Here is a 25,021-nt window from a genome sequence, read left to right on the forward strand (position 1 = left end):
CACGACCATGACCGATACCGACACGCCCGCACTAGCAAGCTAAAACCCCAAACGAGAGGAAAACGCCGTTACACCACTACAAGGGACTTGACCTGATGTCCGCCGAAACCCTCTGCGCCATCAGCGCCCAGAGTGGCGCTACGAACTGCTGGCGGACTCATCCGCAATGAGTCCCGCCTCGACCAGTGCTGCGCATACGGCTTTGCGGTCCACGCCCATCCGACGGCCGACGGCGCGCATCGAGACACGTGCTCGGGCGAGGCGCACTGCCTCTGCCTTCTCGTCGATGCCCAGCCCCGGTCGGCGGTTCGGCACGTTGCGGCGGCGCAAGCGGGAGAACACCGTTGCGCGGTGGATGCCGTACCTCTCAGCGAGCGCCTTGACGCTCATCCCGGCCAGATAGTCGCCGACAAGCGCGTCAACCTCTGAGGCGGTGAGAAAAGTTTGAGCCGTCTCGACAGTCCTCACAACAGGACCACGATCATCCTTCGGAGCGGTATCCTGGGGGCGTCGAGATACCTCGTAGACCCCGCGATTCAAGCGGTTGACCAGGGTTTTTGTCTTGGGGGCCGAGTTGCCGAACGTACTACTCAGGCACCCCAGTTACCATTGCCCCCGGCTTTTCGAGTCGGGGGCAACGTTTTTTCCGAAGGAATTGCGGCTGTCGTCGACTGATTCGACCGCTCGCGGTTAGTCCCGAGTGATGAGGCGCGACGTGGTGGTGAGATCACTATCCATTTCGCCCAGCGCCGCAATCAGCGCGTCTCCGGCGGCTGTGAGCTCCTCATTGGTCATCGGATCTAAGCAGTCGAAGATGAAATACGCCGTGCTTGTCTCATCGCTCAATCCGGTGCGACGGCCTTGCCGCCAGTTCCAGCGTCGGCACGTGACGCCCTCGTCGTCACGCCACACCACTTCGCCTACCTCGGGATGTTCCATGACGACCTCGCCGCTTGCGACGGCGTCGAAGTTCTCATCGCCGCGTGCCCGCACCAACTGTGGCGAGCCTCGGTACTGGTCGAAGTCCTCTCCCCCGATGGGCACCTGGTGCAGGACCGATATCGCGTTGTAGATATCGGTCAGTGCGTTGATCCGCGGCAGGCCCTTTTCCGCTCGGCGGGTCAGCGCTTCCAGCGAGTTTCGAGTGCGCTGCGGTTTCGCCCCGAAGGCACGGTAGGCCTCCCGCCAACTGGCGATATGCGGCAAGTCCTGAACGGCCGTTCCCGACAGCAACTGCACAGCGGACGCCTCGGCCTGGACGAGCAGCTTCTCGGAGGCATCGTTGCTCGGTGAGCCCTTAATGCCTTCGACAACGATAAGCAGGACGCGGTAGTCCGGACGAAGATCGAATACGTCGTTAGCGACGAAGGCTCCGTCGAGGAATTCTTGCGCGGTTAGCTCCCTGGCACTCACCGGCACACTCCTATTTCTCGCTCGCGAATGGGTCTTCGAACCCGAGGTACATCACTTCTAAGTACTCTTCGATGCCTTCGAATCCACCCTCACGCCCGACCCCAGAGTGCTTGACCCCGCCGAAGGGTGCGGCCGCATTCGAGATGGTTCCGGAATTGATGCCGAGCATTCCCACCTCTAGCCGCTCAGCCAGTCGGAGCGCACGGTCGATGGATCCGGTGTGCAGATAGCCTGCCAGCCCGAACATCGAGTCATTGCAGTAGCCGACCACTTCGTCCTCGGTCTCAAAGGGCACGATCGGGGCGACGGGGCCAAAGATCTCGTCCGTCACGAGCTCGGCCGTGGCTTTCAGGTTCGTCACGACGGTCGGCGGGTAGAAGAATCCCGCACCATCGCTCTTTTCGCCTCCGGTCAGGACCTCAGCACCTTCGCTGCGGGCCTTGTCGACCATCTCGGCGATCGAATCACGCTGCTCGTCAGAGACGATCGGACCGATATCGGTTTCCTCTTCCATACCGTCTCCAACGGTGAGCTCTTTAAACCTCGTGGCAAGGCGCTGGGAGAACTCATCGGCGATCGACGAGTGCACATAAAACCGGTTGGCAGCATTGCATGCCTCCCCCATGTTCCGCAGTTTTGTGGCATGCGCAGCTTCCACAGCCTTGTCTAGGTCAGCGTCCTCAAAGACGATAAATGGCGCTGAGCCGCCAAGTTCCATCGAGGTGCGAACGACGTTGTCGGCACACTCCTTCATGAGAGCCATTCCAACGGGCGTCGAACCCGTGAACGACAGCTTGCGCAGCCGGCGGTCCTGGATGATCGGGCCGGTCAAGGGCCGCGCTTGCGACGCCGGGATGACGTTCACGACCCCGGCCGGAATCCCGACCTCCTCACATACCTTGACGAAGGCGAGCGACGTGAGCGGCGTCAGGTGGGCCGGTTTGAGGATCGTTGTGCACCCGGCCGCGAGCGCCGGCGCGATTTTGCGCGTCGCCATCGCGAGCGGGAAGTTCCAGGGCGTGATGAACAGAGCCGGGCCGACCGGACGCTTGAGCGTCAGGATGCGCAGATTACCCTCCGGGGATGGCGTGTAGCGGCCGTTGATGCGGACGGCTTCTTCGGAAAACCACCGCAAGAATTCGGCCCCGTAGGTGACTTCGCCGTAGGCCTCTGTCAGCGGCTTGCCCATCTCGAGCGTCATGAGCGTGGCGAACACATCCTTGAGCTCGACGACGCGGTCGAAGGCGGCGCGGATCAGTTCACTGCGCTTGCGCGGAGCGGCCGCGGCCCATTCGTCCTGGGCTTCGCTGGCCGCAGTCAGCGCCGCGATGCCGTCTTCGGGGGCAGCGTCAGCGACCTGCGCAAGGACTTCACCTGTCGCGGGGTTGAGCACGTCGAAGGTCTTTCCGCCTGCGGCATCGCGCCACGCGCCGTTGATGAAGAGCTGGCGTGGGACGTAGGCGAGCGCCTCATCGATGAGCGTCTGGCGTGCGGTATCGGCCTGCGATGACGACATGAGGACCTCCGATGGTCGATCGATCGGCGTTCCGGAAATCGTATATGACTTCCGAGATCATGATGGAAATCGCCGACTTCTCACTCCAGTCTACGCCGTTACGCACGCTCTGGCCGGATGGCATTGCGACCAGCATCACACACTTGCGCCGAGTTGCCAAGATTGTCTTTCCCGTGTTCCAGGGCAAAACTGCCTCTTGACGGGACGTAGATCACACGTCATAGTTTGGGGAACACGATCGTATACGACTTCGTAGATATCTCGATTGGAGCCCTTGTGGACGTCCTTACCTCGACCCTCGGATTCACTCCCGGCAAGGTCATTGCCGTGCATTTGAGTTACCGCTCGCGCGCCGCGCAGCGGGGCCGCACCCCCGCGCACCCCTCCTACTTCTTGAAGACGTCCTCGTCGCTGTGCCCCTCGGGCGAGATCGCCCGACCGGCAGGCACAGAGCTCCTCGGTTTCGAGGGCGAGATCGCGATCGTCATCAGCGATGATGCCCGCAACGTCTCGATCGAGCAGGCGTGGTCGCATGTCGGCTGGGTGACCGCCTCCAACGACCTCGGCCTGCACGATCTGCGCTACGCCGACAAGGGCTCCAACGTCCGCTCCAAGGGCGGCGACGGCTACACCCCGATCGGCGAGACACTCTTGGACGCACGGGACCTCTCCCCCGATGCGATCGGCGTGCGCACCTGGCTCGATGGTGACCTAGTCCAGGACGACTCGTCTGCAGGCATGCTCTTCAGCTTCGCTGAGATGATCGCCGACCTGTCGCGCTTCATGACCTTAAAGCGCGGCGACGTCATCCTCACCGGCACCCCCGCGGGTGCCTCGGTCGCCCAGCCCGGTCAACGCATCGAGGTCGAGGTCTTCGACCTGCGCGATCCGTCGCATACCTCCGGCCGCCTTACCACGACCGTGACGGAAGGCCCGGCCCTTGCCGACGTCGGCAATCCCCCGAAGGTCGACGACAAGCAGCGCGCCGACGCGTGGGGCACGGACGTGGCCAGCGAAGTCGAGTTCGTCCTCACCGATGAGCTGCGGAAGCGCTTGGAGAACGTCGCGGTCGCGACGCTGTCGGCCCAGCTGCGCAAGCGCGGCTACAACGAGGTCTCCATCGACGGCGTGCACCCGCTCATTCCCGGCACGAAGCTCATCGGCCGCGCCCGCACGCTGCGCTACCTGCCCTACCGCAAGGACGAATTCGCGGCCCGCGGCGGCGGCTATAACGCCCAAAAACGCGCGATCGACTCCGTGAACGAGGGCGAAGTCCTCGTCATGGACGCCCGCGGCGTCGCCGATGCCGGAACCCTCGGCGACATCCTCGCCCTGCGCGCAAAGACGCGCGGCGCGGCCGGCATCATCACCGACGGCTGTGTGCGCGACTACACGCTCGTCGCCAAACTCGGCATGCCCGTCTTCGCCACCTCCCACCACCCCGCCGTGCTCGGGCGTCGCCACATCCCGTGGGAGACCGACGTCGACATCGCCTGCGGCGGCGCGCTCGTGCGGGTCGGGGACGTCATCGTCGCCGATGACGACGGCCCCCTTGTCATCCCGCCCGCCCTACTCGTAGAGGTCCTTGCGGCCGCCGAAGAGCAGGAGGCGGAAGAAGAATTCATCACCCAGATGGTCGCCGAAGGACACTCCGTCGACGGCCTGTACCCCCTGTCCGGCTCGTGGCGCGAACGCTACGACGCGTGGCGCGCGAACCAGAACTAGGAAGGACCCGCAATGACATTGCGAGAAAAGCTCAGCGGATCGATCGCTCCGCTCTTTACCCCCTTTACCGACTTCGGCGAGGTCGACCACGACTCGCTGCGCCGCATGGTTTCCTGGCAGCACGCCAACGGCTCTGCGGGCATCTCGTTCGGCGGCTCGACCGGCGAGCCGAGCTCCCTGTCGCTCGCCGAGCGCGTCGCGGCCCTGGAGACGATCAAGGACGCGATCGGCGATACTGGCATGTCATTCGTGCCGGGCACGGGCTCGGCCAGCCTTGCCGACACCCTCGAACTCACAGCGAAGGCCAAGGACATCGGCGTCGACGCGGCCCTCATCATCACCCCCTACTACTCCCGCCCCACCCAAGAGGCGCTCTACCAGTGGTATGGTGCGGTTGCGAAGGAATTCCCTGACCTGCCGCTGATCGCCTATAACGTGCCTTCGCGCACCGCCGTCGAGCTGGCGCCCGAAACCTTCGCCCGCCTGTACCGCGACTTCGACAATATCGTCGGGATCAAGGAAACGACGAAGGACTTCGAGCACTTCTCGCGCACGATGTTCCACTGTGGCAAGGACCTCCTCATGTGGTCCGGCATCGAACTGCTGTGCCTGCCGCTGCTGAGCCTCGGCGGGATCGGCTTCATCTCCGCCCTTTCCAACATTGCCCCGAAGGCCGTCGCCGATACGTACAAGTTCGCCGTCGAAGGCGATATGGAGGGCGCCCGCGAGCTCCACTACGGCGTGCACCCGCTCGTCGACCTGCTCTTTGCCGAAACCAACCCCGCCCCCGCCAAGTGGCTCATGGCCGAGCGCGGCCTGATCTCCTCGCCGAACGTGCGCCCGCCGCTGATCAACCTGACCGAAGACGGCCAGGCGAAGGTGCGCGCGCTCGCCGACCAGGCCGCCGATTTCCTGACCGACGTCAACGTGTAAGGACGCAAATGAACGACGCAAAGCCCACCGATCTGCCCGATCAGCTCCGCCACTACATCGGCGGAAAGCTCACCGACTCCGTCTCCGGCGAGACCTTCGACGTCCTCGACCCGACGACGAACGAGGTCTACATTAAGTGCGCCTCCGGCGACAAGGCCGACGTCGACAAGGCCGTCGCCGCCGCCCGCGAAGCCTTCGATTCCGGCCCGTGGCCGACCATGATGCCACGCGAGCGCGCCCGCATCCTCAACCGCATCGCGGACGAGGTGCAGGCCAAGAATGAGGAACTCGCGGCACGCGAATCCTTCGACTCGGGCCTACCGATCCGCCAGGCCAAGGGCCAGGCGATGCGCGCGGCGGAAAACTTCCGGTTCTTCGCCGACCTCATCGTCGCCCAGATCGACGACGCGTTTAGGATGCCCGGCCGGCAGATGAATTACGTCAACCGCAAGCCCAAGGGCGTCGCCGGCCTCATCACGCCGTGGAATACGCCGTTCATGCAGGAGTCCTGGAAGCTCGCCCCGGCCCTCGCCTCCGGATGCACCGTCGTCCTCAAGCCCGCCGAGTTCACGCCGCTGTCGGCCGAACTGTGGGTCGAGATCTTCGAAAACGCGGGCCTGCCGACGGGCGTGTTCAACATCGTGCACGGCTTCGGCGAAACCGCGGGCGATGCCCTGGTCAAGCACGAGGACGTCAACCTCATCTCGTTCACCGGCGAGACCACGACCGGCCAGATCATCTTCGGCAACTGCGCGCCGACGATGAAGGCCATGTCGATGGAACTCGGCGGCAAGTCCCCGGCGATCATCTTCGCCGACGCCGACTTCGAAGCTGCCCTCGACTCCACCCTGTTTGGCGTCTTCTCCCTCAACGGCGAGCGCTGCACCGCCTCCTCGCGCCTGCTCGTCGAGCGCTCCATCTACGACAAGTTCGTCGACGCGTACGCCGAGCGCGCGAAGAAGGTCGTCGTCGGCCCGCCGTCGGACCCGACGAGCGAGATCGCGGCGCTCGTACACCCCGAACACTACGAGCGCGTCATGAACTACGTCGAGGTCGGCAAGTCCGAGGGCCGCCTCGTCGCGGGCGGTAAGCGCCCCGACCACCTGCCCGTCGGCAACTACCTGGAAGCGACCGTCTTTGCCGACGTGCCACGCGATGCCCGCATCTTCCAAGAAGAGATCTTCGGCCCCGTCGTCGCCATCACGCCGTTCGACACCGTCGAGGAAGCGATCGACCTCGCTAACGATGTCAAGTACGGCCTCGCCGCCTACGTGTGGACGAACGACATCACAAAGGCGCATAACGTCGCGCACCAGATCGAATCCGGCATGGTGTGGATCAACTCCCACAACGTCCGCGACCTGCGCACGCCATTCGGCGGAGTCAAGGGCTCCGGCCTCGGTCAGGAGGGCGGCTATCGCTCGCTGGAGTTCTACTCCACACAGCAGGCCATCCACGTCACCCTCGGTGATGTCCACACGACGCGCTTTGGCGCCACCGGCTATTCCGACACCGATCCGGGCCTTGCGGGCCCGGGCTGCTGATACCACCAGGAGAGACCATGAGTGCGATCCCCACCCCGAGCGCGCCGGCTCCCGATGTCCTGCGCTGCGCCTATATGGAACTGCTCGTCACCGACCTTGCGGCCTCCCGCGAGTTCTACGTCGACATCCTCGGTCTCGTCGTGACCGAAGAGGACGACGAGGCGATCTACCTACGCTCCTTCGAGGAGTTCATCCACCACAACCTCGTGCTGCGCAAGGCCGAGACCGCCGGTGTTGCCGCCTTCTCCTTTCGCGTCCGCTCCCAAGCCGACGTCGATAAGGCCGAGGCCTACTATCGCGAGCTCGGCTGCGAGACCCGTCGCGGCGACTTCACTCGCGGCGTGCGCAATGCGGTGCGCGTCGTGGACCCGCTCGGTTTCCCCTACGAGTTTTTCTACGAAACCGACCACGTCGAGCGCCTCGCCTGGGCCTATGAGCAGCAGGGCCCCGGCGCGCTGGTCCGCCTCGACCACTTCAACCAGGTCTACCCCGACGTCGAGCGCGGTGCGAGCTACCTCGAGGCGCTCGGCTTCAAGCGCACCGAGGACATCAAGGACGCGGAAGGCACGACGTATGCGGCGTGGTTCTGCCGCAAGCACACCGTGCACGACACGGCCCTGACTGGAGGTAACGGCCCGCGCATGCACCACGTTGCCTTCTCGACGCACGAAAAGCACAACATCTTGTACATCTGCGACAAGCTCGGAGCCCTGCGCAAATCCGATCTGATCGAACGCGGCCCCGGCCGCCACGGCGTCTCTAACGCCTTCTACCTCTACCTGCGTGACCCCGACGGCCACCGCGTGGAGATCTACACCCAGGACTACTACACCGGCGACCCGGACAACCCGGTCGTCACGTGGGATGTCCACGACAATCAGCGCCGCGACTGGTGGGGACACGCTGTGGTCCCCTCCTGGTACACCGAAGCCTCCCTGGTTATGGACCTGGACGGCAATCCCCAGCCCGTCATCGAACGTGAAGAGTCCTCCGAAATGGAGGTCACGATCGGGGCCGACGGGTTCTCCTACACCCGCAAGGACGACACCGACGAAGGATTCAAGCTGGGCCACCAGGTCTAAGCCCCCACAGAAGGGAGCCCCCTCATGAAAACGACCCGCTATCCCCTGCTCGCTGCGCTCGCCGGCGCAGCCCTGACCCTCGCCGCGTGCGGCGGTGGCGGCATCGTCACCGACGGCGGCAATGATCCGACCACCGGTGGCGACTCAACTGTCGCTGCCGGCGGCGAGTCCGTCGAACTCAATATGGTGACGATGGTCCAGCCCCATACCCCCAATGCGCCCGTGCAGAACTGGTTCCTCGACCAGATCGAGGAGCGTTCCAAGGGCCGAATTAAGGTCAAGCGCACCGAGCCGGATTCGATTTGTAAGCCCGCCGAGGTCGCCGAGTGCGTCCGCGACGGCCGCGCCGATATCGGCATCTCGATCTCGGATTACACTCCGCAGCTCTTCCCGACGATGTCGATTGCAACGATCCCCTTCATGGCCGATAACTCGCAGGCGTTCATGGAGGCCATCGCTCAGGTGAACTCGGAAAACGAGGACGCCAAGGCAGCCTGGGAGAAGTCCGGCATCCACCTCGTCGCCGCCTGGCATCCGGGCCTCGTCATCGTCGGTGGTAAGGAACCGATCACGAGCGTTGCCGACCTGTCCGGCAAGCGCGTGCGCGTCACCGGCGCCTACCTGCAAAAGGCGTTCGAGATGGCCGGTGCGAACGTCATCGCCCTGCCCGCCAACGAAACCTACGAGGGTATCGAGCGCGGCCTCGCCGACGCTGTGTCCTGGACGATGGACGGCCCCGTCGACTACAAGCTCATGGAGCAGCTGTTCGACTGGTCGATGCCGGGCGCCGGCGTCTACACGACGTTCGCGATGTGGATGAACCAGGAGAAGTACCAGGGCCTGCCCGATGACCTGAAGAAGATCGTCGATGAGGTCCAGGCCGACCTCATCGGTGGCGAGGGCATGAAGGCGTTCAACAAGGCGACCGAAAGCCAGTGCGACACCCTGTACAACTTCGAGGGCGTCAAATCCTTCACCAAGTGGGACGAGGCGGAGACGGCCAAGTGGAAGGACCAGGTCCTCGATGACCTGATCGCCCAGTGGAAGCAGCAGGCAGCCTCCGATGGTCTCGCCGATCCCGACAAGTTCCTCGCGGACTACCAGGCGGCCTACAAGGCGGCCGCGGCCAAGCCCGACCTCGTCGAGGACCCGATTAACAAGTGCATCGAACGCTTCGCTAACCGGTAATCGCACCCGGTGGGGGCGGCACGCCCCCACCACCACCTACCCGAGCTCGATACGAAAGGAGCGGGCCCATGGAGCGATTCATTCGAATCCTCGCCTCCGCACTCGGCATCATGGCGACCCTCGCGACGCTCGTCATGATGATCGCCATTGCCATCGACGTCGTCTTCCGCGCCCTGTACAACCGCTCGGTGCCTGGCGTCCTGGAAATCTCCGAAACTGCGCTCGTCACCGCCGTCTTCCTCGGCCTGGCCTATACCGGCGCCACGAACTCCCACATCGCCGTTGACCTACTCACCGAGCGCCTACCCGCTCGCGTCACCCGCTGGGTGCTCACCGTCGCGTGGGGGCTGTCGAGCGTGTTCCTCGGCTGGATCACGTATGCCACGTTCGTGCGAGCTACCGCCGCATTCGGCGCCCGCGAAACTCGCATGGGACTCGTCTCCTGGCCGATCTGGCCCGCCCGCTGGATCATCGTCGTCGGGCTCGCGGCGATGCTGCTCGTCTCGCTCGTGAACCTCGTGCGGACGGCACGCGGCAAGGAGGTCCTCGGCGTCGACGAACCCATGACGGATGCACCACAGCACCCCTACGAGTACGTCACCGGCTCGACCGAGAGCGCCAAGACCGCGGAAGGGGATGAGTCATGACCGTCACGACTCTCGTCATTCTCGTCATCATCGTCATGCTCGTCATGCTGGCGCTGCGGATGCCCGTCGCGTTCGCGCTCGGTCTGTCCGGCGCGCTCGGCCTGTTTGCCCTGCGCGGCGACGCGTTCGCCACGCGCACGCTCGGCTCGGTGCCGTTCGCGGAGACCGCGACGTTCTCGCTCACGATCATCCCGATGTTCATCCTCATGGGCATGTTCGCGGTCAAGGCGCGCATCGCAGAACAGGTCTACAAGGTCGCCGCGCACGCATTTCGGAACTTCCCCGGCGGTCTCGGTGTCGCCACCGTCATGGCATGCGCCGGCTTCGCCGCCGTCTCGGGTTCATCCATCGGTACGGCCGCGACGATGTCGCGCCTGTCGGTCGGCGAGATGCAAAAGCACGGATACCACACCTCCATGGCGACGGCGACCGTCGCCGTCGCGGGCACGCTCGGCGTTCTCATCCCACCGTCGGTCATCTTGGTGCTCTATGCGATCATGACCCGCGAATCGGTCGCGAAGGTCCTCGCGGCCGGCATCATCCCCGGCATCCTGTCCGCCCTCGCCTACTCGCTGTACATCATCATCGCGTCGCGCTCGTCGCGCACAAAGGTACAAAGCCGCGAACTCGAAGGCGCCCTCGTCGCCGCTGGCGGTGGCGGCGCGGCCCCGGCGCAGGCCGCGCCCGCGCCGCCCGCTGAGAACGAGACGCGCTGGCGTGACCTGCCGATCCGCGGCGTCGTACGCGTCGGCATCCTGTTCTTCATCGTCCTTGGCGGCATGTACTCGGGAATCTTCACCCCGACGGAATCCGCCGCGATCGGTGCGCTCGCCGCCGCGATCATGCTCATTGCGGAGATGTACAAGGAAGGCTTCAAAGCCACCGTCAACGCGCTAACCGAGGCGCTGAAAGAAACCGCGGGCACGACCTCGATGGTGTTCGCCATCATCGTCGGCTCGGCCATCTTGTCCGTCTTCTTCGTCGCCGCCCGCGTCCCGCACATGCTGACCGAGGCCGTGATCTCCGCGGGCTGGAACCCGCACGTGACGATGGGGCTGCTGCTCCTCGCCCTCATCCCCCTCGGGATGGCGCTGGAGTCGATCTCCATCCTCGTCATCACGGTTCCGCTCCTCTACCCCGTCGCCACCGAACTCGGTTTCGACGGCATCTGGCTCGCGATCCTCATCGTCAAACTCATCGAAATCGGCATGGTCACGCCCCCTGTCGGGATCAACTGTTTCGTCGTCGCCGGTGCCTCCGGCGTGCGCGTCACCGAGATCTTCAAGGGCGTCCTGCCGTTCGTGGTCGTCGAGCTCATCCTCGTGGTCATCCTGTTCTTTGTTCCGCAGCTCTCCTTGTGGCTGCCCTCCCTAGTCTCGTTCTAGGACACGAAAGGTCACGCCTATGCACGAGTTGTCCGACGCGACGCTGTCCAAATCCGAAATCGTCTATCGCGACCTGCGCGACCGCATCATTAGCGGCCGCTTCACTCCCGGCTATCGGATTGTGCTCGGTAAGATCGCGACCGAACTCGGTGTCTCCACCGTGCCCGTCCGCGAAGCGATCCGCCGCCTGGAGGCGGAAAAACTCGTCACGTTCACCCCGAACGTCGGCGCCGAAGTCGCCTCCATTGACGTGCACGACTACGCCGATGCAATGCAGACGCTCGCCGTCTTGGAGGGCGCCGGCACCGCACTTGCGGCCGCTCGGATCACGCGCGACCAGTTAGAGCAGGCGAGCGCGACCAATAACCAGATGCGGATGCTCGCCGAAGGCAACTTCGACCCGAGGCTCTTTACGGATCTGAACCAGCGTTTCCATCAGCAGCTGTGCGCGGCCTGTCCCAACCAGTACTTGACCGAGATCCTCGATCGGGAATGGGAGCGCGTCGCGGTCATCCGCCGCAACACGTTCGCTTTCGAGCCCGCCCGCTCACTGACCTCGGTCCACGAGCACGACCACATCGTCACTCTCATCCGTTCCGGCGCGGGAGCAGAGGAGGTCGAACACGCCGCCCGGCAGCACAAGCTGCGCGCGCTCAACCAGTTCATGCAGTCCCGCCCCGCATCCTAATCCCGACCTTTTCCACCCCACACAGCAGTGAGGAGATCACAGTGCAGTTCCATCATCACGGATACGTCTCGGGAGATCCCCGTGTCCTTCCCGCCTCCGGGATCGGTCTCGATCGGCCCGCCGACCTACCCGACACGATGGATATCCTCATCGTCGGCGCTGGTCCCGCCGGCATGATCACGGCTGCGCAGCTCGCGCAGTTCGGCGATATCTCGACCTTCCTTGTCGAGCGCCGCGACGGCCGCCTCGTCATCGGTCAGGCCGACGGCATCCAGGCCCGCAGCGTCGAGACGTTCCAGGCCTTCGGCTTCGCCGACCGCATCACGTCCGAGGCTTACCGGATCACCGAGATGTGCTTTTGGAAGCCGGATCCCGAAAACCCGCACCACATCATCCGCACCGCGCGCACGCCCGATGACGAGCACGGGATCTCCGAGTTCCCTCACCTCATCGTGAACCAGGCGCGCGTCCTCGACTACTACGCCGAATACGCCGCGAACGGGCCCGCGCGGCTCACCCCGAACTGGGGCTGGGAGTTTAAGGAGCTCACCGTCGAGTCCGAGGGCGACTACCCCGTCGCGGTCACACTCGTAAAGACCGCGGGCGACGATGCCGGCACCGAACGCGTCGTGCGCGCGAAGTACGTGCTCGGCGCCGACGGCGCACGCTCGAAGGTCCGCGACTCGATCGGCGCACAGCACGTCGGCAGCGTGTCCTACCACGCGTGGGGCGTGATGGACGTCCTCGCGGTCACAGACTTCCCCGATATCCGCATCAAGTGCGCGATCCAGTCCAAGGCGGGTTCGATCCTCCATATCCCGCGCGAGGGCGGCCACCTGTTCCGCATGTACGTCGACCTCGGCGAAGTCTCCGAAAACGATAACCACCAGGTCCGCCAGACCCCGCTCGAGACGATCATCGCCAAGGCGAACGAGATCATCTCGCCGTACTCCCTCGACGTAAAGGACGTCGCGTGGTGGTCGGTCTACGAGGTCGGGCACCGCGTCACCGACCGGTTCGATGACGTCCCTGTCGAGCAGGCCGGGCAGCGGATGCCGCACGTGTTCATCGCGGGCGATGCGTGCCATACGCACAGCGCGAAGGCCGGCCAGGGCATGAACGTCTCGATGCAGGACGGCTTCAACCTCGCGTGGAAGATCCGCCAGGTCGTCCAGGGCCTGTCCCCCGCCTCCCTGCTGTCGACGTACACGGCCGAGCGCCAAGAGATCGCCCAAAACCTCATCGACTTCGACCGCGAATGGTCCTCGATGATGGCCGCGAAGCCCGAGGAACTCGAGAGCCCGTCGGCGCTCGAGGAATACTACGTCCGCACGGCCGAGTTCCCCGCCGGGTTCATGACGCAGTACAAGCCCTCGATGATCATCGGCGAGGCGACGCATCAGGACCTCGCAGGGGGCTTCCCCATCGGCAAACGCTTCAAGTCCTTTGGCGTCGCGCGAGTCTCCGATTCAAACCCCGTCCACCTGGGACACCTGCACCGCGCCGATGGTCGCTGGCGGATCTATGTCTTCGCGGATTCTCCCGCTGCTGGCGAGGCCTCGAAGGTCGAAACACTCGCCGACTTCCTCGCAAGCGATCCGGCCTCCCCGGTGCTGGCCCATACGCCTGAGGGTGCGGATCGAAACTCGCTGTTCGACGTCAAGGTGATCTACCAGCAGCACTACACCGACGTCGACATCACGAAGGTCCCGAAGGCCTTCAAAGCGACGCACGGACCGTTCGACCTCATTGATCAGGACCAGATCTTCGCGACGAACGATGACGACGACATCTTTGCCGGTCGAGACATCAGTCGCGATGGCGCGATCGTCATCGTGCGTCCCGATCAGTACGTTGCGCACGTCCTGCCCGTCGACGCGACCGAGGGTCTGGCGGAATTCTTCCGCCCGATCTTCACGGTCTAGTCGCTGCCCGCAGGTATTCGTAGCCACTCCAGAGCAGGTCGATGATGAGGATGATCGTCCAGACCCGCAGGGCCCACACGCCCCAGTGAGGCCACTCGGTGCTCAGGGAAACCGGGGAGAGCATCGAAAGCGAGAAATCGTCGATGATGCTCCAGCCGATGAGCACGCCGATGCCGTATAAGAGTGCGTGGGCGATGAGATCACGGACGATCTTCTCGCGGGTCTTGGGCGGCTTCGGAACTGGCTCGCTGCGACGCTCACGGCTTGGCGGCTCGGCCGCGGGAGCCGGATAGTTCGCGACCCCGAGTTTGCCGACGGCGGCCGGTACGAGGGCAGCTCCCGCGGCGATGATGGCGGCGCACACGAGGCAGGCGATCACCCAGGTTCCTGTCTCGTACAGGAGTCCGGCCGCGAGCGATCCGACGAACGCGCCCGCCAGGGTCGCCGCCTCGTACAGAGAGAGCCCGCGGCCAAGGTGTGCCTGGCCAACAGCCTCGGCGATGACGGCCTGTTGCAGCGGCATGATCGCCGACCACGCAACGGCTGACAGGATCCACATCCCGGCGATCCACATCGGGTTCGGGGCGAACGCGAGCCCCACGGCAAACATGGCGCTCATGATCGACGCGACCATGAGGACCTGGCGCCGCCCCACCTTCACGACGACGCGGTGTAGGTAGGTGGGCAGTATGCTCATCGCGATCGCGCCCGGCAGGAATACGTAGGCGACCTCGATGACCTCGAGGCCGAAACCGCGCTGGAGGTGGAGCAGCAGGAGCAGCCCGATCGCTGCCTCCGCCGTCATCGTGAGGACGACGGCCAGCAGCATGGGCCGGAGTTTTGTCCCCACTCCACGGAATGTGAGATCGGAGGATGCGTCGCTTGGCGCTGGGCGCGACACGGCGGGCTTTCCCGGTACGAGGAGCGCCGCGGCGAGGACACAGGCGAGCGCGAGCCCACCAAAGACGATGCGGTAGTTGGTCATGCTGAGCAAGACGATGGCCGGCACGAGGATCAGCCAGCCGCCGGTTTCTTCGGCGGCAACGAGCTTGGCAAATACCGAGGAGTCTTCGGTGAGCCGCTCCCCGATGATGGCTCTGATCGCGACCCACAGGAACGCGCCCGCTGCGCCCGTCACGAGCGAGGCTACGAGCGCGAGCGCGAATCCCGTTGCGGTCGCAAAAAGGCCACACGCCGCAGCAAATCCGAGCGAGCCGAGCGCCGCGATGACCGTGCGATCGTGGCGATCCACGATCGAGCCAGCGAGCGGCCGCAGTGCGAAAGCGATGAATTGGGTCGCGGCGAGCAGCGCGCCGGCCTGAAAGGCCGATAGCCCAAGTACGGCGCCAGCAAACAAGGGCAGGACGAAGCCGATGACCTGTTCCGCACCGGAGGTCAGCGTCGCGCTATCGAGCGTTCTCTTCTCTCGCTTCAGGACGGACGTGGGTTCGGGTGCCGCCATTGAAGGCCCCTTTGAAGTAGCACGGTCGGGCTAACAAAAGGTGATGCTAACACAGTCGTGTCAAAATCGGCTTGTGCCGAAACTTATCGATCACGATAAGCGCCAGGAAGAGCTTGCCGAAGCGACTTGGCGCGTCATCATGCGCGAGGGGATCTCCGGCGTCTCGATCCGCACGGTCGCCGCTGAAGCCGGCCTGTCAACGGGGTCCCTCAGGCACATCTTTCCCACGAAATCCGAATTGCTCGCCCACGCCATGAACCTCGTGGAAGTCCGAGTGCGCTCCCGCCTCGCCGCACACGTCGGTGAGGCGGATACCCGAACGATGGTTTTGGCGATGGTCAGCGAGCTCCTCCCCCTCGATGAAGAGCGACGCGCCGAGATGGACGTCAACGTCGCCCTCATCGCGGGCGCAGCATCGGACGCACTCGTGCGCCGGGAACGGGATCTTGCCTATGAAGGGCTCCGGGACGGCTGCCACGTCATGCTGCAGCACCTTGCCGCCGCGGGACTAGTGCGCAGCGACATCGACATGGCCGTCGAGACGACGAACCTGCACGCGCTCATCGACGGGCTCGCGCTACACATGCTGATCCGCGACGATCAAGCCTTCAATACGCAAGCGGTGCGCAGCATTGCTGCGCACCTTGACTCGCTTCGGTAACGACCTACCAGAACGCGCGCATGGCGATCGCATCCGCGAACGCCTCAGCCGCCTTCGGGTCGGAGGTCAGGTAAAGGTTGCAGTCGAAGAGCGACACCTCGAGAATCTCGAGATCGTCATCGCCCGCGACCATATCGATCCGGCAGTAGATCAGCTGCTCGTCGCGGCCGATCAGGTCCTTAATGGAGGCGTGCAGCGCCGCGCGCACATCCTCGCCGCGGGTCCGCTCCCCCTGCGTGATGGCGTGGGCGTGAGCACGGTTGCGGTGCACCTCCGGGCGCGGACCGGTCGGCGAATCGAGGATCGTATCCTTCTCGACCGCGTGCGAGAGCAGGCCGTTGAAGAAGATCAGCGAGATCTCGCCGCGCTTTTCCATCGACTCCAGGTAGCGCTGGACCATCGCCGCGTGACCGTTTTCTAGGATCTGCATCGCGTGCTGGATCGCCGCCATGCGCGAGTAGGCTTCGCGGGCCGTGTAACGTCCGGTCGAGTGCTTACCCGACGAGACGGCAGGCTTGACGACGAAGTCACCGCCGGCGGGGAACCGCGTGTGCACCTGATGCTTGCTTAGATCCTGCTCGACCTCGAGCCAGGTGGTCTCGATCGTCGGCAGCCCGCGGGCCGTCAGCTCCTGGAGGTAATGCTTATCCGAGTTCCATTCAAGAATCGTCGGATTGTTCAGCAGCTTCGGGACGCTGTGCGCCCACTCGAAAAACTCTTTGCGGCGGGGAGCATAGTCCGGGACGGTGCGGATAATGCACAGTCCAGCATCATCCCAAGCGACCTCGGGATCATCCCAACACGCGATCTGGACTTCGACCCCGCGGGCTTCTAACAGTGGGGGCAGAACCTGATCGTCTTCGCTCAGTTCGGGCAGCTCCCGCCCGGTTACCAGGGTTACTGTTGGCTTCGACACGCCCCTAGGCTACCGTGTTTTTCGGTGCCTAGTCTTTCGATGGCGCGACAGTCGGAACGCTCGAGGCGCTCCCCGCATTCTCGCCTCGCGAAGGCGGGAAAACCTTTTCACGATCTGCCGCGGAATAGCCTCCAGCGGGCCGTATCGGAAGTGGCCCTTATAGAGCGCACTGAGCAGCGTGAAGCCAATCATCTGCGCGACCCAGATCCCGATATCGAGGTAAACCAGATGCGGCGGCAGATGCTCGAGGTAGGCCATGATCCGGTCCGAGATGAGGATGTGCACGACGTACCACGTGAGCGTGAGCTGCCCGACCGCGGTCAGCACCGTGACGAGGCTGCGCATGTGCCCGGGCGCCCCTTCGGCCAGGATGCAGCACAGTGTGACGCCAGCGATGACGACCAGCGCTGAGCTCACGACGTTGACGTAGCTGCCGGAGTACGCCTCCCAGGTCAATAGACCGTCGATGAACGCGGTCTCACGCGGCCGCGTGGCCGCGTCGATGGCGAGCGCGATGGCTGCGCCACCGATCGCGAGACACGTCGTCAGCCAGTACAGCCGAGGCTTCTTCAGCACCAGGCGGACATAGAGCATGCCTACCAGCGCATAGAACGTCCACGTGACAAACGGATAGGGCTCGGCCACGAAGAACGACAGGTACGCCTCGGGCCGAAACGCATCGGTGAGGTCGGGATTGTAGAGCGTCCCGCTCCACCTGAAGGCCACGTTGCCGGAGGTCAGCAACGGGCCGACCAGGAAGATGAGGCCTGTCAGCGAGGCGAGGGCCCAGGTCGCCAGCCCCACAACGACGCGCGCGACCACCGTGAGGAGGCCGAGGGTCACGAGGATGACGGCGACCCGGGTCGCCCACCAACCAACGATCGCACCGACAATGACGAGGAACGCTGCCCGAATGAGGACGGACGGCCAGGACGATTGTCCGCGGCGCTTGGCGGCGTCGTATTCGAGTTGCACACCACTGCCGATGAGGAACGCGAACGCGACCGCATGAAAGTCGGCCATGATCCGCGTAATGAGCCAGGAGGCGGTGGTGTTCGCCCCCATGAGGTGGTTGCCAGCGATCCCGAAGAGCGCGAGCCCACGTGCGACGTCTAGGCCGGCAATTCGGTTGCGAGAGCCCGACTGCTCAGCCGATTGGTTGCTCATGCCGCACTATAGTACTGCCAAATCCCAGCCCGCGTGCAACGCCATCGCAGGCCAGAGTTTGCCGGTAACACGGCGAACCGCATAGTCGATGACACCGGTCAGCGACGTGATGACGAACTGGATAAGGACCTGCCCGAACCGAACTGGACGACACGACGGATCAGTCCGGCGATCGTTATGACGATGGGAATGATGATGATCAGGCGCATCCAGCGGGTGGCAGGCGGGACATCGTTGGGGTCAGTCCACACGCGACGGAGTCGCCCCGTTGCGGCGAGTGCAATCACCGCGATCGCTCCTACAAGTGCCATCGGCAGCGCACCGCGCAGCAGCATCGGCTCAAGCTGACGACCAATATCGATATAGTTTCCAGCCGCGTACGGCTTCAACGCGAGAGACGTCAAGAACCACGCGAAGCTACCTGCGATGGTCAAGACAGCAATGAGCCACACTGGCGCCGCGTTCGGCGCGTCTGAGTTTTTTCAGAGATTATGTTCACATCTCCAGCGTAGGCCGCGCGCCGAGTCTCCCACGTCATCCAGTCGGCGGAAATGCCTCACGATCGGCTCCACTTCACCGGCGAGAAAACTTCCGTCCAGCGTCCTTATGTCAGACGTGGAAAAATCACGCCATGGTGGCACGAACCGCGAACTACTGTTTCGACTGCTCCGATCCGCAAGCGCTCGCCCGTTGGTAGGCGGTGGCCGTCGATGACTATTCCATCGGCGAGGACGCGAACGAGTGGAACGAGGACGAAGCCTGGCTTGCTGGCCCGCTTGGCCGCGAGATGGTGTTCTTGCGAGTTCCCGAGGCCAAGACCGTGAAGAATAGCGCACACGTCTGTCTACGCCCCGTCGATACGGACCGCGACGCCGAGGTCGAAAGGTTGCTCGGACTCGGCGCGAGCATGGTCAACGATCTTCGCAACCGAGACCAGGGCTGGGCAGTCCTGGCCGATCCGGAGGGCAATGAGTTTTGTGTCCTCACCCGAACTGCCAGCGCCTGCGGCATCACGCGTGGCTCCTAAAGTCGTAAGCAGGCAGCAAAAAGCCCGGAAACGCGATGGTTCCGGGCTTTTTCGTGGAGATGGCGGGAATCGAACCCGCGTCCGATGACACGTGAAACAAGGATTCTCCGGGTGCAGTCCGCTGCTGACTTTCTCGGCCCCGGCAGTCACACGGACAAGCTGCCGACGGGCTCAGTTACCTAAGAGTCCCCCATAGTCGGGTAACGCAACTATGGAGCAGTGGCTCTCAAAGCGACGCCAGGATCTGGGGCGAGAGCATCCCCAGGCTGACGGACTTCTTTAGGCTCGCTTAGGCAGCGAGGGCGAAGTCGGTGCTCTTAGATTCGGCACCTATTGGTTTGTGCAGGGCGTTAACGAGATAACTGCACATCCTCGACCCGCTTCCCCTGGAACAGGGTCACCGTCGAAACCGATCATCCCCTATGTAGTTGTCAAACAACCCGCGCGTAGCGGAGTTCCATCATACGAGGTCAACCGCATGCGTGGCGAGTTTATTCCCTCACCTACCAGGAGCCGCCGCCCATCGAACCGCCGCCACCGCTGACACCACCGCCGCTGGAGGACGAGACAGCAGAAATCGAGGACGACATCGCATCCGAGATCGCGGAGCTGAAGCTGTGAGCGGTCATGCCAGGTAGGTACCAGTAAGGCATGGTGAGGTCGCTACCGGTCGCGATCATCGCCTTACGGCACGCGTTTTCCCACTCGGTTTCGAGTCCGAGCGCGACAGCGAGCGGCAGGAGGGGCTCGTAGTAGCCCGCAGCTTCGCTCACGGTGAGCTGTCCGGCCTCAGCTGCCATGACGTACTTCTTGAATCCCTCAAGCTGATCGTTGATGACAGACCCCTCGGCGGTCCGCACCGGAGCTGCATCGGAGTTCAGCAGTACGGCAAGCCCGAGGACCAGAAACACGATCGCGATCAGCATCGGCCAATGAAACCACAGCGACAGGGGGATCCACACGACGCCTAGCACGAAAAGGACGGCACCGATCGCTCCCCAGACGCCACGCGCTAGCGTGGGCGAGGTCCGGTACCAGCCAGCCTCAACAACGGCAGCATCAAGGTCGCTCTTGAGGGTGCCGGAAGCCGACGCTAACTCCTCCCCCACCTTCGAGATCCGAACACTGCTGTCACTATCGAATACCGTGTCGAGGAACGTCTTTTCGAAGTCCTTCAACTCCGCACCGCCGCTTTCAGGCTCGAGACGGTGAAGGACGTAGTCATCGTCCTTGTTCTTTCGTTCCCGCTTCTCAATTGAGATGAAACCCCGGCGTGCGAGATCAAGCGTCGTTGCGACGACATCTGGCTCGTCCGCGCTGCCATCGGTCAGCGTGCCGAGCATGCCGGCGGGCTGTGTCAGTGGTGTGAACGAGACCGGGATCTCGGGTGTAGGAACACGGCCCTTGGGCTGAGCTCCCGATATGGCGGCGACGCCGGGAGGCAGGTCAAGATAGCGCTCATCTCGGCGCTGCTTGCGAGCGTAGGCCAGGATTCCGGCGAGTCCGCCGGCGAGGGCGAGAGCGCTCCCGCCGCCCGTGATGGGTGTAAGTCCCCAGACATTAGACCAGGTAGGGCGCTTAGCGAGCTCGAGCTTCGCGTCGGGAAATGTACCGGCAGGGAACTCGGCAATTAGCCGGATGCCCTCTTTAGCTGACAGGAAGGCCGGCATTTCTGCGACGGTGCCATTCATCTGGAAGCTGTTGCACACGTCCGTCGAGTTCGCGCTGCCCGCATAACAGACGACGGCTTCGGGCTTTGCGGTCAGGTCGATATCGGCGCGGAAGACCGGGATCGGGACTTCGAAACCGCCCGGGGCGATCGCTCGCCAGTCGACGACGTCCTTGTTGGGCGCCCCGTCGTAGCTGCCTGCCGGACGCACGATGCCGGTGAGACGGTAGTCGATCGTGTACTCGTGCGTGCCGTCGATGGTCTGGCCCTCGTCACCGATTTTGACGATCGTTGCGCGATCTTCGTTCTCGGTTTGGTAGCCCGCGGGAGCGCCGGTGGACGACTGCACGCCGTCGATCTTGAGCTCGACGTGCTGATAGTGATTGGGGTCCTCGTCGAGCTCGGTGTCCTGACCGAAGACGAGGTACGGTCCGTGCTGGCCGTCGAACTCCATCGTGAGTTTCATCTGCAGCTTCAGCGAACCATCGCTCTGCAGTGCGCCCGTGATGAGCATGCTGGAGATATCGGCTTGATCGTCATCGGCCTGTGCGGGGGCGACGACCGCTAGGAAAGCTACCAGGATGGCGGCGACGAGCGCGCCGATCCGCGTAGGTTTCAACCGTTCAAGCACGACTTTTCCTCCCCTGTCTTTGTTCCGCGTCGTTACCGATTGACGCGCAAACTCATGGCTCGCTGCGCTTCGCGAGCGTCTTGCTTCTCACGCAGCGCCTGCCGCTTATCCCATTCCTGTTTACCGCGGGCGAGCGCAATTTCCACCTTGGCGCGCCCTTTGATGAAGTACAACTCGAGCGGGACGATCGTGTAGCCCTTTTCTCGGGTCTTTTGGCCTAGCTTCAGGATCTCGTTCTTGTGCAGCAAGAGCCGGCGCTTGCGCCGCGGGGCATGATTCGTCCACGTGCCCTGAGCGTATTCGGGGATGTGGATGCCCTGCAGCCACGCTTGGCCACCGTCGATCTCGACCCAGCCATCGACGAGGGAGGCGCGCCCCATGCGCAGCGCCTTCACCTCGGTGCCCGACAGGGCAATGCCCGCCTCATAGCGGTCATCGATGTGGTAGTCGTGGAACGCTTTACGGTTGCGTGCGACCGACTTCTTGGCATCAGCTTCCGCTTTTGCCCGCTGTTCAGGCGTGAGTTTCTGGCTCTTCTTGTCCGAGCCCTTCTTGCCGGCCACCGTGATCCTTTCGCGTACCAACGGGATAAGTACTCCCCTAGCCTAAGGGGAATGACCGCATGGGAGGGAATTGATTTAGAACCCGGGGAGGCTCATCGGGTTGATCGTGGCGCCGTTCTTCCACACCTCGAAGTGGACGTGGCAGCCGGTGACCTTACCTGTCGCACCGGTGTAGCCGATGACCTGGCCCTGGGAGACCGACTGGCCCGGCCGGACGGCAAAGCCCGACAGGTGGTTGTAGACGGTCACATACGACACGCCGCCGATGAGGCCGTGGTTGATGATCACCTGGTTGCCGTGCGTGCCGTTGCCACGCGCAGGCTTCGTCGCGGTCACGACGCCACCGGCCGAGGAGACCTGGGGGTTACCGCACGCGGAGCGTAGGTCGACGCCGTTGTGCATAAACCAGCCGCCCGTGATCGGGTAGACGCGGTAGCCATACGGGCTCGTCACCTGCAGCGGACGCGGCACCGGCGGGATGAGGCCCGCGCTCGGACCCGGCTTCGGCTTCGGGTTCTGCGGGTTGGGGGCCGGCTTACCCGGGCCCGGGCCAGGACGCGGCTTGGCCTTCTTGCGTTCTTCTTCGGCCCGACGCTTTTCCTCCGCGACGATCTGCGCGATCTGGTTCTTTAGCTCGTTGTCGGCCGCATCGTTGGCGGCGCGGTTCGCGATCGCCTGTTCCTTCTTCGACTCGAGGTCTCCCGCGAGTGCCGTCTGGTTCGTCTGGAGCTCGCTGATCTCGACGGTCTTGGCTTCCTTAGCGTCGCGTGCCGCATTGGCGTCAGCGACCGCCTGGTCAGCCTGGGCCTTCAGGTCGGTGATGAGTTCGGTCACCGCTTCCTGGCGCGCATTAGCGTTGCGGTTCTTCGCGTTCAGCTGAGCCAACTGGTCGAGCACGCGCGTTTGGGATCGCACGGCGGCGTTGCGGGCGGCAAGCGCCTGCACGCTGTCCTCCCCGACGCCGATCTCGTACAGGTCGGACAGGGAACCGAGGTTCGCGCCGCCCGAGCGGTAGGACGTGCGCACAACCTCGGCGAGCGCGCCCTTGTTGCCTTCGATCTGGGCGTTAGTTTCCTCGATATCGTCGCTGATGCGGTCCCGCTCGCCTTCAGCGGCGACGAGGCGGCCAGCGATGTGTTCCTGCTTGCGCTGTGCGCCAGCGAGCTGTTCTTCGGCCTGGGCGAGTACCGTCTGGGCGAACGCCAGTTGGCTCTTGGTCTCTTCGAGCTGGAGGTAAAGCGTCGAGAGTGAGGAGTCGATGCCCTCAAGCTCGCTTTGGATCTGCTCGCGTTTGCGTGCCCGCTCTTCGCGCTGCCGAATGAGATCGTCCTTGCTGTCCGCCGCGGCTGGCGTCGTATCAATCGCGATGACGACGCCGGACAGGGTGAGGCCAGCCGTGAGCACGGCGGCGGCGAGTCGTCGGGCAAGCATAGGGTTACACCTTTGTGTAGCGGGAGAGGGTAATCATCGAGGAAATGAGGGCAAGGACGAGGGCGAGCAGGATCAGCCAGGGAGCGGCGAGCCAGACGTCCGTCGTCGAGATCGTGTTCATCGCGGACGAGCCTCGGGCGAGCCAGCCTTCGACAAGGAAGCGCACCCCGGCCCACAGGCCAGCGACGGATAGCGCGGCACCGATGAGGGCGGCGATCGCGCCTTCGATCATGAAGGGCAGTTGGATGAACAGCGTTGAGGCTCCGACGTAACGCATGATCTCGGTTTCGCGGCGGCGACTCATCGCAGACAGTCGGATCGTCGTGGTGATGAGGAGGGCTGCCGCGATGATCATGACACCGCCCAGACCGATGGAGGTGAGGGTCGCGCGATCGAGGAGCTTAAAGAGCGGCTCGAGGACTTCGCGCTGGTCGACCACGCTTTCCACGCCCGGACGGCCCGTGAGCTCATCGGAGATGACCTCGTATTGGGTCGGGTCCGTGAGCTTGATGCGGTAGGACACCGGCATTTGCTCGGGGGTCAGCTGTTCGACCCAGGAGGAGTCGAGGACCTTCTTCGCGTTGTCGTAGGCCTCTTGTTTGGTCTCGAAATAGACCTGCTGGACGAACGGTTTGAGGTTTGCCGACTCTAAGAGTGCGCCAACTTCCTTGATTTGTTCGTCGGTGGCTTCCTTGTGGGCGCAGTTGGGGGAGGTATCACCTTCCGCACACATGAAGACGGCGACCTCGACCTTGTCGTACCATTCCCCCTTGAGCTTGCCGACCTGACTTTGGATTAGGTAGGCGACACCAACGAAGGTGAGTGAGATGAAGGTGACGAGGATGACCGAGATCGTCATTGCGACATGGGAGCGTAGGCCCTTGCCGATCTGGGAAAGAATGAACCGCAATCGCATGGTTATCGCCCCGCCCCGTAGACGCCGCGCGACTGGTCGCGAACGAGCACACCGTCGACGAGTTCGATGACGCGCTTGCGCATCTGGTCAACGATCGCGTCGTTGTGGGTCGCCATGACGACCGTGGTTCCCTGGCGGTTGATCTGGTCGAGCACGCTCATAATTCCGATGGAGTTTTCTGGGTCGAGGTTTCCCGTCGGCTCGTCGGCCAGCAGTACCTGCGGCCGGTTCACGAAGGCTCGGGCGATTGCGACGCGCTGGGCTTCACCGCCGGAGAGTTCCGTCGGGAGGCGGCGTTCTTTGCCTTCGAGCCCGACCATCTTGAGGACCTGCGGAACGTAGGTCTGGACCTGGTGACGCGGCTTGCCGATAACCTGCAGCGCGATGGCGACGTTGTCGAAGACGGTCTTGTCTTGCAGCAGTCGGAAGTCCTGAAATAGGTCAAGTCCCTTGTAGTGGTGTAACGGCGTTTTCCTCTCGTTTGGGGTTTTAGCTTGCTAGTGCGGGCGTGTCGGTATCGGTCATGGTCGTG

23 protein-coding genes, 1 other RNA gene and 1 pseudogene are annotated in these 25,021 nt (G+C 63.8%); 11 read left to right on the plus strand and 14 right to left on the minus strand.

Features of this window, described 5'->3' with window-relative positions:
* Nucleotides 1-138 precede the first annotated feature (138 nt).
* The 3 genes from BSZ39_RS06835 to BSZ39_RS06845 all read right to left on the minus strand — a co-directional run bounded on the left by BSZ39_RS06835 (nucleotide 139) and on the right by BSZ39_RS06845 (nucleotide 2,929).
* Complete coding sequence (locus tag BSZ39_RS06835) at nucleotides 139-468, minus strand: hypothetical protein (RefSeq protein WP_187343234.1); 330 nt, start codon at nucleotides 466-468, stop codon at nucleotides 139-141.
* 222 nt (nucleotides 469-690) lie between these two features.
* Nucleotides 691-1,413 (minus strand): B3/B4 domain-containing protein, encoded by a 723-nt coding sequence (locus BSZ39_RS06840; RefSeq protein WP_073716624.1) that lies wholly within the window; start codon nucleotides 1,411-1,413, stop codon nucleotides 691-693.
* Nucleotides 1,414-1,423: 10 nt separating this feature from the next.
* Nucleotides 1,424-2,929, minus strand: coding sequence for an NAD-dependent succinate-semialdehyde dehydrogenase (locus BSZ39_RS06845; protein WP_073716625.1), 1,506 nt, complete (start codon nucleotides 2,927-2,929; stop codon nucleotides 1,424-1,426).
* Between the two features lie 276 nt (nucleotides 2,930-3,205).
* Between BSZ39_RS06845 and BSZ39_RS06855 the strand changes: the two genes are divergently transcribed.
* The 9 genes from BSZ39_RS06855 to BSZ39_RS06895 all read left to right on the plus strand — a co-directional run bounded on the left by BSZ39_RS06855 (nucleotide 3,206) and on the right by BSZ39_RS06895 (nucleotide 14,046).
* Nucleotides 3,206-4,654 (plus strand): fumarylacetoacetate hydrolase family protein, encoded by a 1,449-nt coding sequence (locus tag BSZ39_RS06855; RefSeq protein ID WP_073716627.1) that lies wholly within the window; start codon nucleotides 3,206-3,208, stop codon nucleotides 4,652-4,654.
* Between the two features lie 12 nt (nucleotides 4,655-4,666).
* Complete coding sequence (gene dapA, locus BSZ39_RS06860; RefSeq protein WP_073716628.1) at nucleotides 4,667-5,587, plus strand: 4-hydroxy-tetrahydrodipicolinate synthase; 921 nt, start codon at nucleotides 4,667-4,669, stop codon at nucleotides 5,585-5,587.
* 8 nt (nucleotides 5,588-5,595) lie between these two features.
* The gene (hpaE, locus tag BSZ39_RS06865; protein ID WP_073716629.1) at nucleotides 5,596-7,131 is read left to right on the plus strand and encodes a 5-carboxymethyl-2-hydroxymuconate semialdehyde dehydrogenase; all 1,536 of its coding nucleotides are present in this window, start codon (nucleotides 5,596-5,598) and stop codon (nucleotides 7,129-7,131) included.
* Nucleotides 7,132-7,148: 17 nt separating this feature from the next.
* Entirely contained in the window at nucleotides 7,149-8,213 is a 1,065-nt protein-coding gene (gene hpaD / locus BSZ39_RS06870; protein WP_083603010.1) for a 3,4-dihydroxyphenylacetate 2,3-dioxygenase, read from the plus strand.
* A gap of 24 nt (nucleotides 8,214-8,237) precedes the next feature.
* Nucleotides 8,238-9,401, plus strand: coding sequence for a TRAP transporter substrate-binding protein DctP (gene dctP / locus BSZ39_RS06875; protein WP_073716631.1), 1,164 nt, complete (start codon nucleotides 8,238-8,240; stop codon nucleotides 9,399-9,401).
* A 68-nt stretch (nucleotides 9,402-9,469) separates the two neighbouring features.
* Entirely contained in the window at nucleotides 9,470-10,048 is a 579-nt protein-coding gene (locus BSZ39_RS06880) for a TRAP transporter small permease (protein WP_073716632.1), read from the plus strand.
* A complete protein-coding gene (locus tag BSZ39_RS06885) occupies nucleotides 10,045-11,433 on the plus strand; it encodes a TRAP transporter large permease (protein WP_073716633.1) in 1,389 nt (462 codons plus the stop codon). Before BSZ39_RS06880 ends, BSZ39_RS06885 begins: the two co-directional genes overlap by 4 nt.
* Before the next feature lie 19 nt (nucleotides 11,434-11,452).
* The gene (locus BSZ39_RS06890) at nucleotides 11,453-12,121 is read left to right on the plus strand and encodes a GntR family transcriptional regulator (RefSeq protein WP_073716634.1); all 669 of its coding nucleotides are present in this window, start codon (nucleotides 11,453-11,455) and stop codon (nucleotides 12,119-12,121) included.
* A 41-nt stretch (nucleotides 12,122-12,162) separates the two neighbouring features.
* Nucleotides 12,163-14,046, plus strand: a complete 1,884-nt coding sequence (locus BSZ39_RS06895) for an FAD-binding monooxygenase (RefSeq protein ID WP_073716635.1) — start codon at nucleotides 12,163-12,165, stop codon at nucleotides 14,044-14,046.
* Here BSZ39_RS06895 and BSZ39_RS06900 read toward each other — a convergent pair.
* Entirely contained in the window at nucleotides 14,036-15,508 is a 1,473-nt protein-coding gene (locus BSZ39_RS06900; RefSeq protein WP_073716636.1) for an MFS transporter, read from the minus strand. The two genes, BSZ39_RS06895 and BSZ39_RS06900, sit on opposite strands and share 11 nt — an antisense overlap.
* Nucleotides 15,509-15,581: 73 nt before the next feature.
* Here BSZ39_RS06900 and BSZ39_RS06905 point away from each other — a divergent pair, with 73 nt between their 5' ends.
* Nucleotides 15,582-16,169: a TetR/AcrR family transcriptional regulator gene (locus tag BSZ39_RS06905; RefSeq protein ID WP_073716637.1), complete on the plus strand. Its 588-nt coding sequence runs from the start codon at nucleotides 15,582-15,584 to the stop codon at nucleotides 16,167-16,169.
* 4 nt (nucleotides 16,170-16,173) lie between these two features.
* On the opposite strand, the gene BSZ39_RS06910 is transcribed toward BSZ39_RS06905, so the two are convergent.
* From BSZ39_RS06910 to BSZ39_RS14580, 4 genes are read right to left on the minus strand one after another with little or no spacing between them, the layout of a single operon-like run.
* A complete protein-coding gene (locus BSZ39_RS06910; protein WP_073716638.1) occupies nucleotides 16,174-17,085 on the minus strand; it encodes an ATP-grasp domain-containing protein in 912 nt (303 codons plus the stop codon).
* Between the two features lie 9 nt (nucleotides 17,086-17,094).
* On the minus strand, nucleotides 17,095-18,252 hold the full coding sequence (locus BSZ39_RS06915; protein WP_073716639.1) for a DUF418 domain-containing protein: 1,158 nt from the start codon (nucleotides 18,250-18,252) through the stop codon (nucleotides 17,095-17,097).
* 6 nt (nucleotides 18,253-18,258) lie between these two features.
* A complete protein-coding gene (locus BSZ39_RS15000) occupies nucleotides 18,259-18,375 on the minus strand; it encodes a CPBP family glutamic-type intramembrane protease (RefSeq protein ID WP_425425674.1) in 117 nt (38 codons plus the stop codon).
* On the minus strand, nucleotides 18,351-18,686 hold the full coding sequence (locus tag BSZ39_RS14580) for a hypothetical protein (RefSeq protein WP_245792447.1): 336 nt from the start codon (nucleotides 18,684-18,686) through the stop codon (nucleotides 18,351-18,353). Before BSZ39_RS14580 ends, BSZ39_RS15000 begins: the two co-directional genes overlap by 25 nt.
* A gap of 266 nt (nucleotides 18,687-18,952) precedes the next feature.
* Here BSZ39_RS14580 and BSZ39_RS13860 point away from each other — a divergent pair, with 266 nt between their 5' ends.
* Entirely contained in the window at nucleotides 18,953-19,279 is a 327-nt protein-coding gene (locus tag BSZ39_RS13860; RefSeq protein WP_222842889.1) for a VOC family protein, read from the plus strand.
* 51 nt (nucleotides 19,280-19,330) lie between these two features.
* Here BSZ39_RS13860 and ssrA read toward each other — a convergent pair.
* From ssrA to BSZ39_RS06955, 6 genes and pseudogenes are all read right to left on the minus strand, one after another.
* Nucleotides 19,331-19,700: a transfer-messenger RNA gene (gene ssrA / locus BSZ39_RS06930) on the minus strand.
* An 82-nt stretch (nucleotides 19,701-19,782) separates the two neighbouring features.
* Nucleotides 19,783-21,579, minus strand: a complete 1,797-nt coding sequence (locus BSZ39_RS06935) for a DUF2207 domain-containing protein (protein WP_073716641.1) — start codon at nucleotides 21,577-21,579, stop codon at nucleotides 19,783-19,785.
* 32 nt (nucleotides 21,580-21,611) lie between these two features.
* Nucleotides 21,612-22,142 carry an SsrA-binding protein SmpB gene (gene smpB / locus BSZ39_RS06940; protein WP_073716642.1) on the minus strand — a complete coding sequence of 177 codons (531 nt, stop codon included), beginning with the start codon at nucleotides 22,140-22,142 and terminating at the stop codon, nucleotides 21,612-21,614.
* A gap of 75 nt (nucleotides 22,143-22,217) precedes the next feature.
* Nucleotides 22,218-23,573 (minus strand): M23 family metallopeptidase, encoded by a 1,356-nt coding sequence (locus tag BSZ39_RS06945; protein ID WP_073716643.1) that lies wholly within the window; start codon nucleotides 23,571-23,573, stop codon nucleotides 22,218-22,220.
* A gap of 4 nt (nucleotides 23,574-23,577) precedes the next feature.
* Nucleotides 23,578-24,489 (minus strand): permease-like cell division protein FtsX, encoded by a 912-nt coding sequence (gene ftsX / locus BSZ39_RS06950; protein WP_073716644.1) that lies wholly within the window; start codon nucleotides 24,487-24,489, stop codon nucleotides 23,578-23,580.
* 2 nt (nucleotides 24,490-24,491) lie between these two features.
* Nucleotides 24,492-24,929 (minus strand): annotated as a pseudogene (locus BSZ39_RS06955) (cell division ATP-binding protein FtsE); the annotation flags it as partial.
* Nucleotides 24,930-25,021: the final 92 nt, after the last annotated feature.

It is taken from the genome of Bowdeniella nasicola, from assembly GCF_001907295.1.
Taxonomy (GTDB): Bacteria; Actinomycetota; Actinomycetes; order Actinomycetales; family Actinomycetaceae; genus Bowdeniella; species Bowdeniella nasicola.

Excerpts from the sequence above, each read along its gene's own strand:
- BSZ39_RS06845 (WP_073716625.1), bottom strand. The coding sequence starts at position 2,929 with ATGTCGTCATCGCAGGCCGATACCGCACGCCAGACGCTCATCGATGAG.
- dapA (WP_073716628.1), top strand. The coding sequence starts at position 4,667 with ATGACATTGCGAGAAAAGCTCAGCGGATCGATCGCTCCGCTCTTTACC.
- hpaE (WP_073716629.1), top strand. The coding sequence starts at position 5,596 with ATGAACGACGCAAAGCCCACCGATCTGCCCGATCAGCTCCGCCACTAC.
- hpaD (WP_083603010.1), top strand. The coding sequence starts at position 7,149 with ATGAGTGCGATCCCCACCCCGAGCGCGCCGGCTCCCGATGTCCTGCGC.
- dctP (WP_073716631.1), top strand. The coding sequence starts at position 8,238 with ATGAAAACGACCCGCTATCCCCTGCTCGCTGCGCTCGCCGGCGCAGCC.
- BSZ39_RS06880 (WP_073716632.1), top strand. The coding sequence starts at position 9,470 with ATGGAGCGATTCATTCGAATCCTCGCCTCCGCACTCGGCATCATGGCG.
- BSZ39_RS06885 (WP_073716633.1), top strand. The coding sequence starts at position 10,045 with ATGACCGTCACGACTCTCGTCATTCTCGTCATCATCGTCATGCTCGTC.
- BSZ39_RS06890 (WP_073716634.1), top strand. The coding sequence starts at position 11,453 with ATGCACGAGTTGTCCGACGCGACGCTGTCCAAATCCGAAATCGTCTAT.
- BSZ39_RS06900 (WP_073716636.1), bottom strand. The coding sequence starts at position 15,508 with ATGGCGGCACCCGAACCCACGTCCGTCCTGAAGCGAGAGAAGAGAACG.
- BSZ39_RS06915 (WP_073716639.1), bottom strand. The coding sequence starts at position 18,252 with ATGAGCAACCAATCGGCTGAGCAGTCGGGCTCTCGCAACCGAATTGCC.
- BSZ39_RS06945 (WP_073716643.1), bottom strand. The coding sequence starts at position 23,573 with ATGCTTGCCCGACGACTCGCCGCCGCCGTGCTCACGGCTGGCCTCACC.
- ftsX (WP_073716644.1), bottom strand. The coding sequence starts at position 24,489 with ATGCGATTGCGGTTCATTCTTTCCCAGATCGGCAAGGGCCTACGCTCC.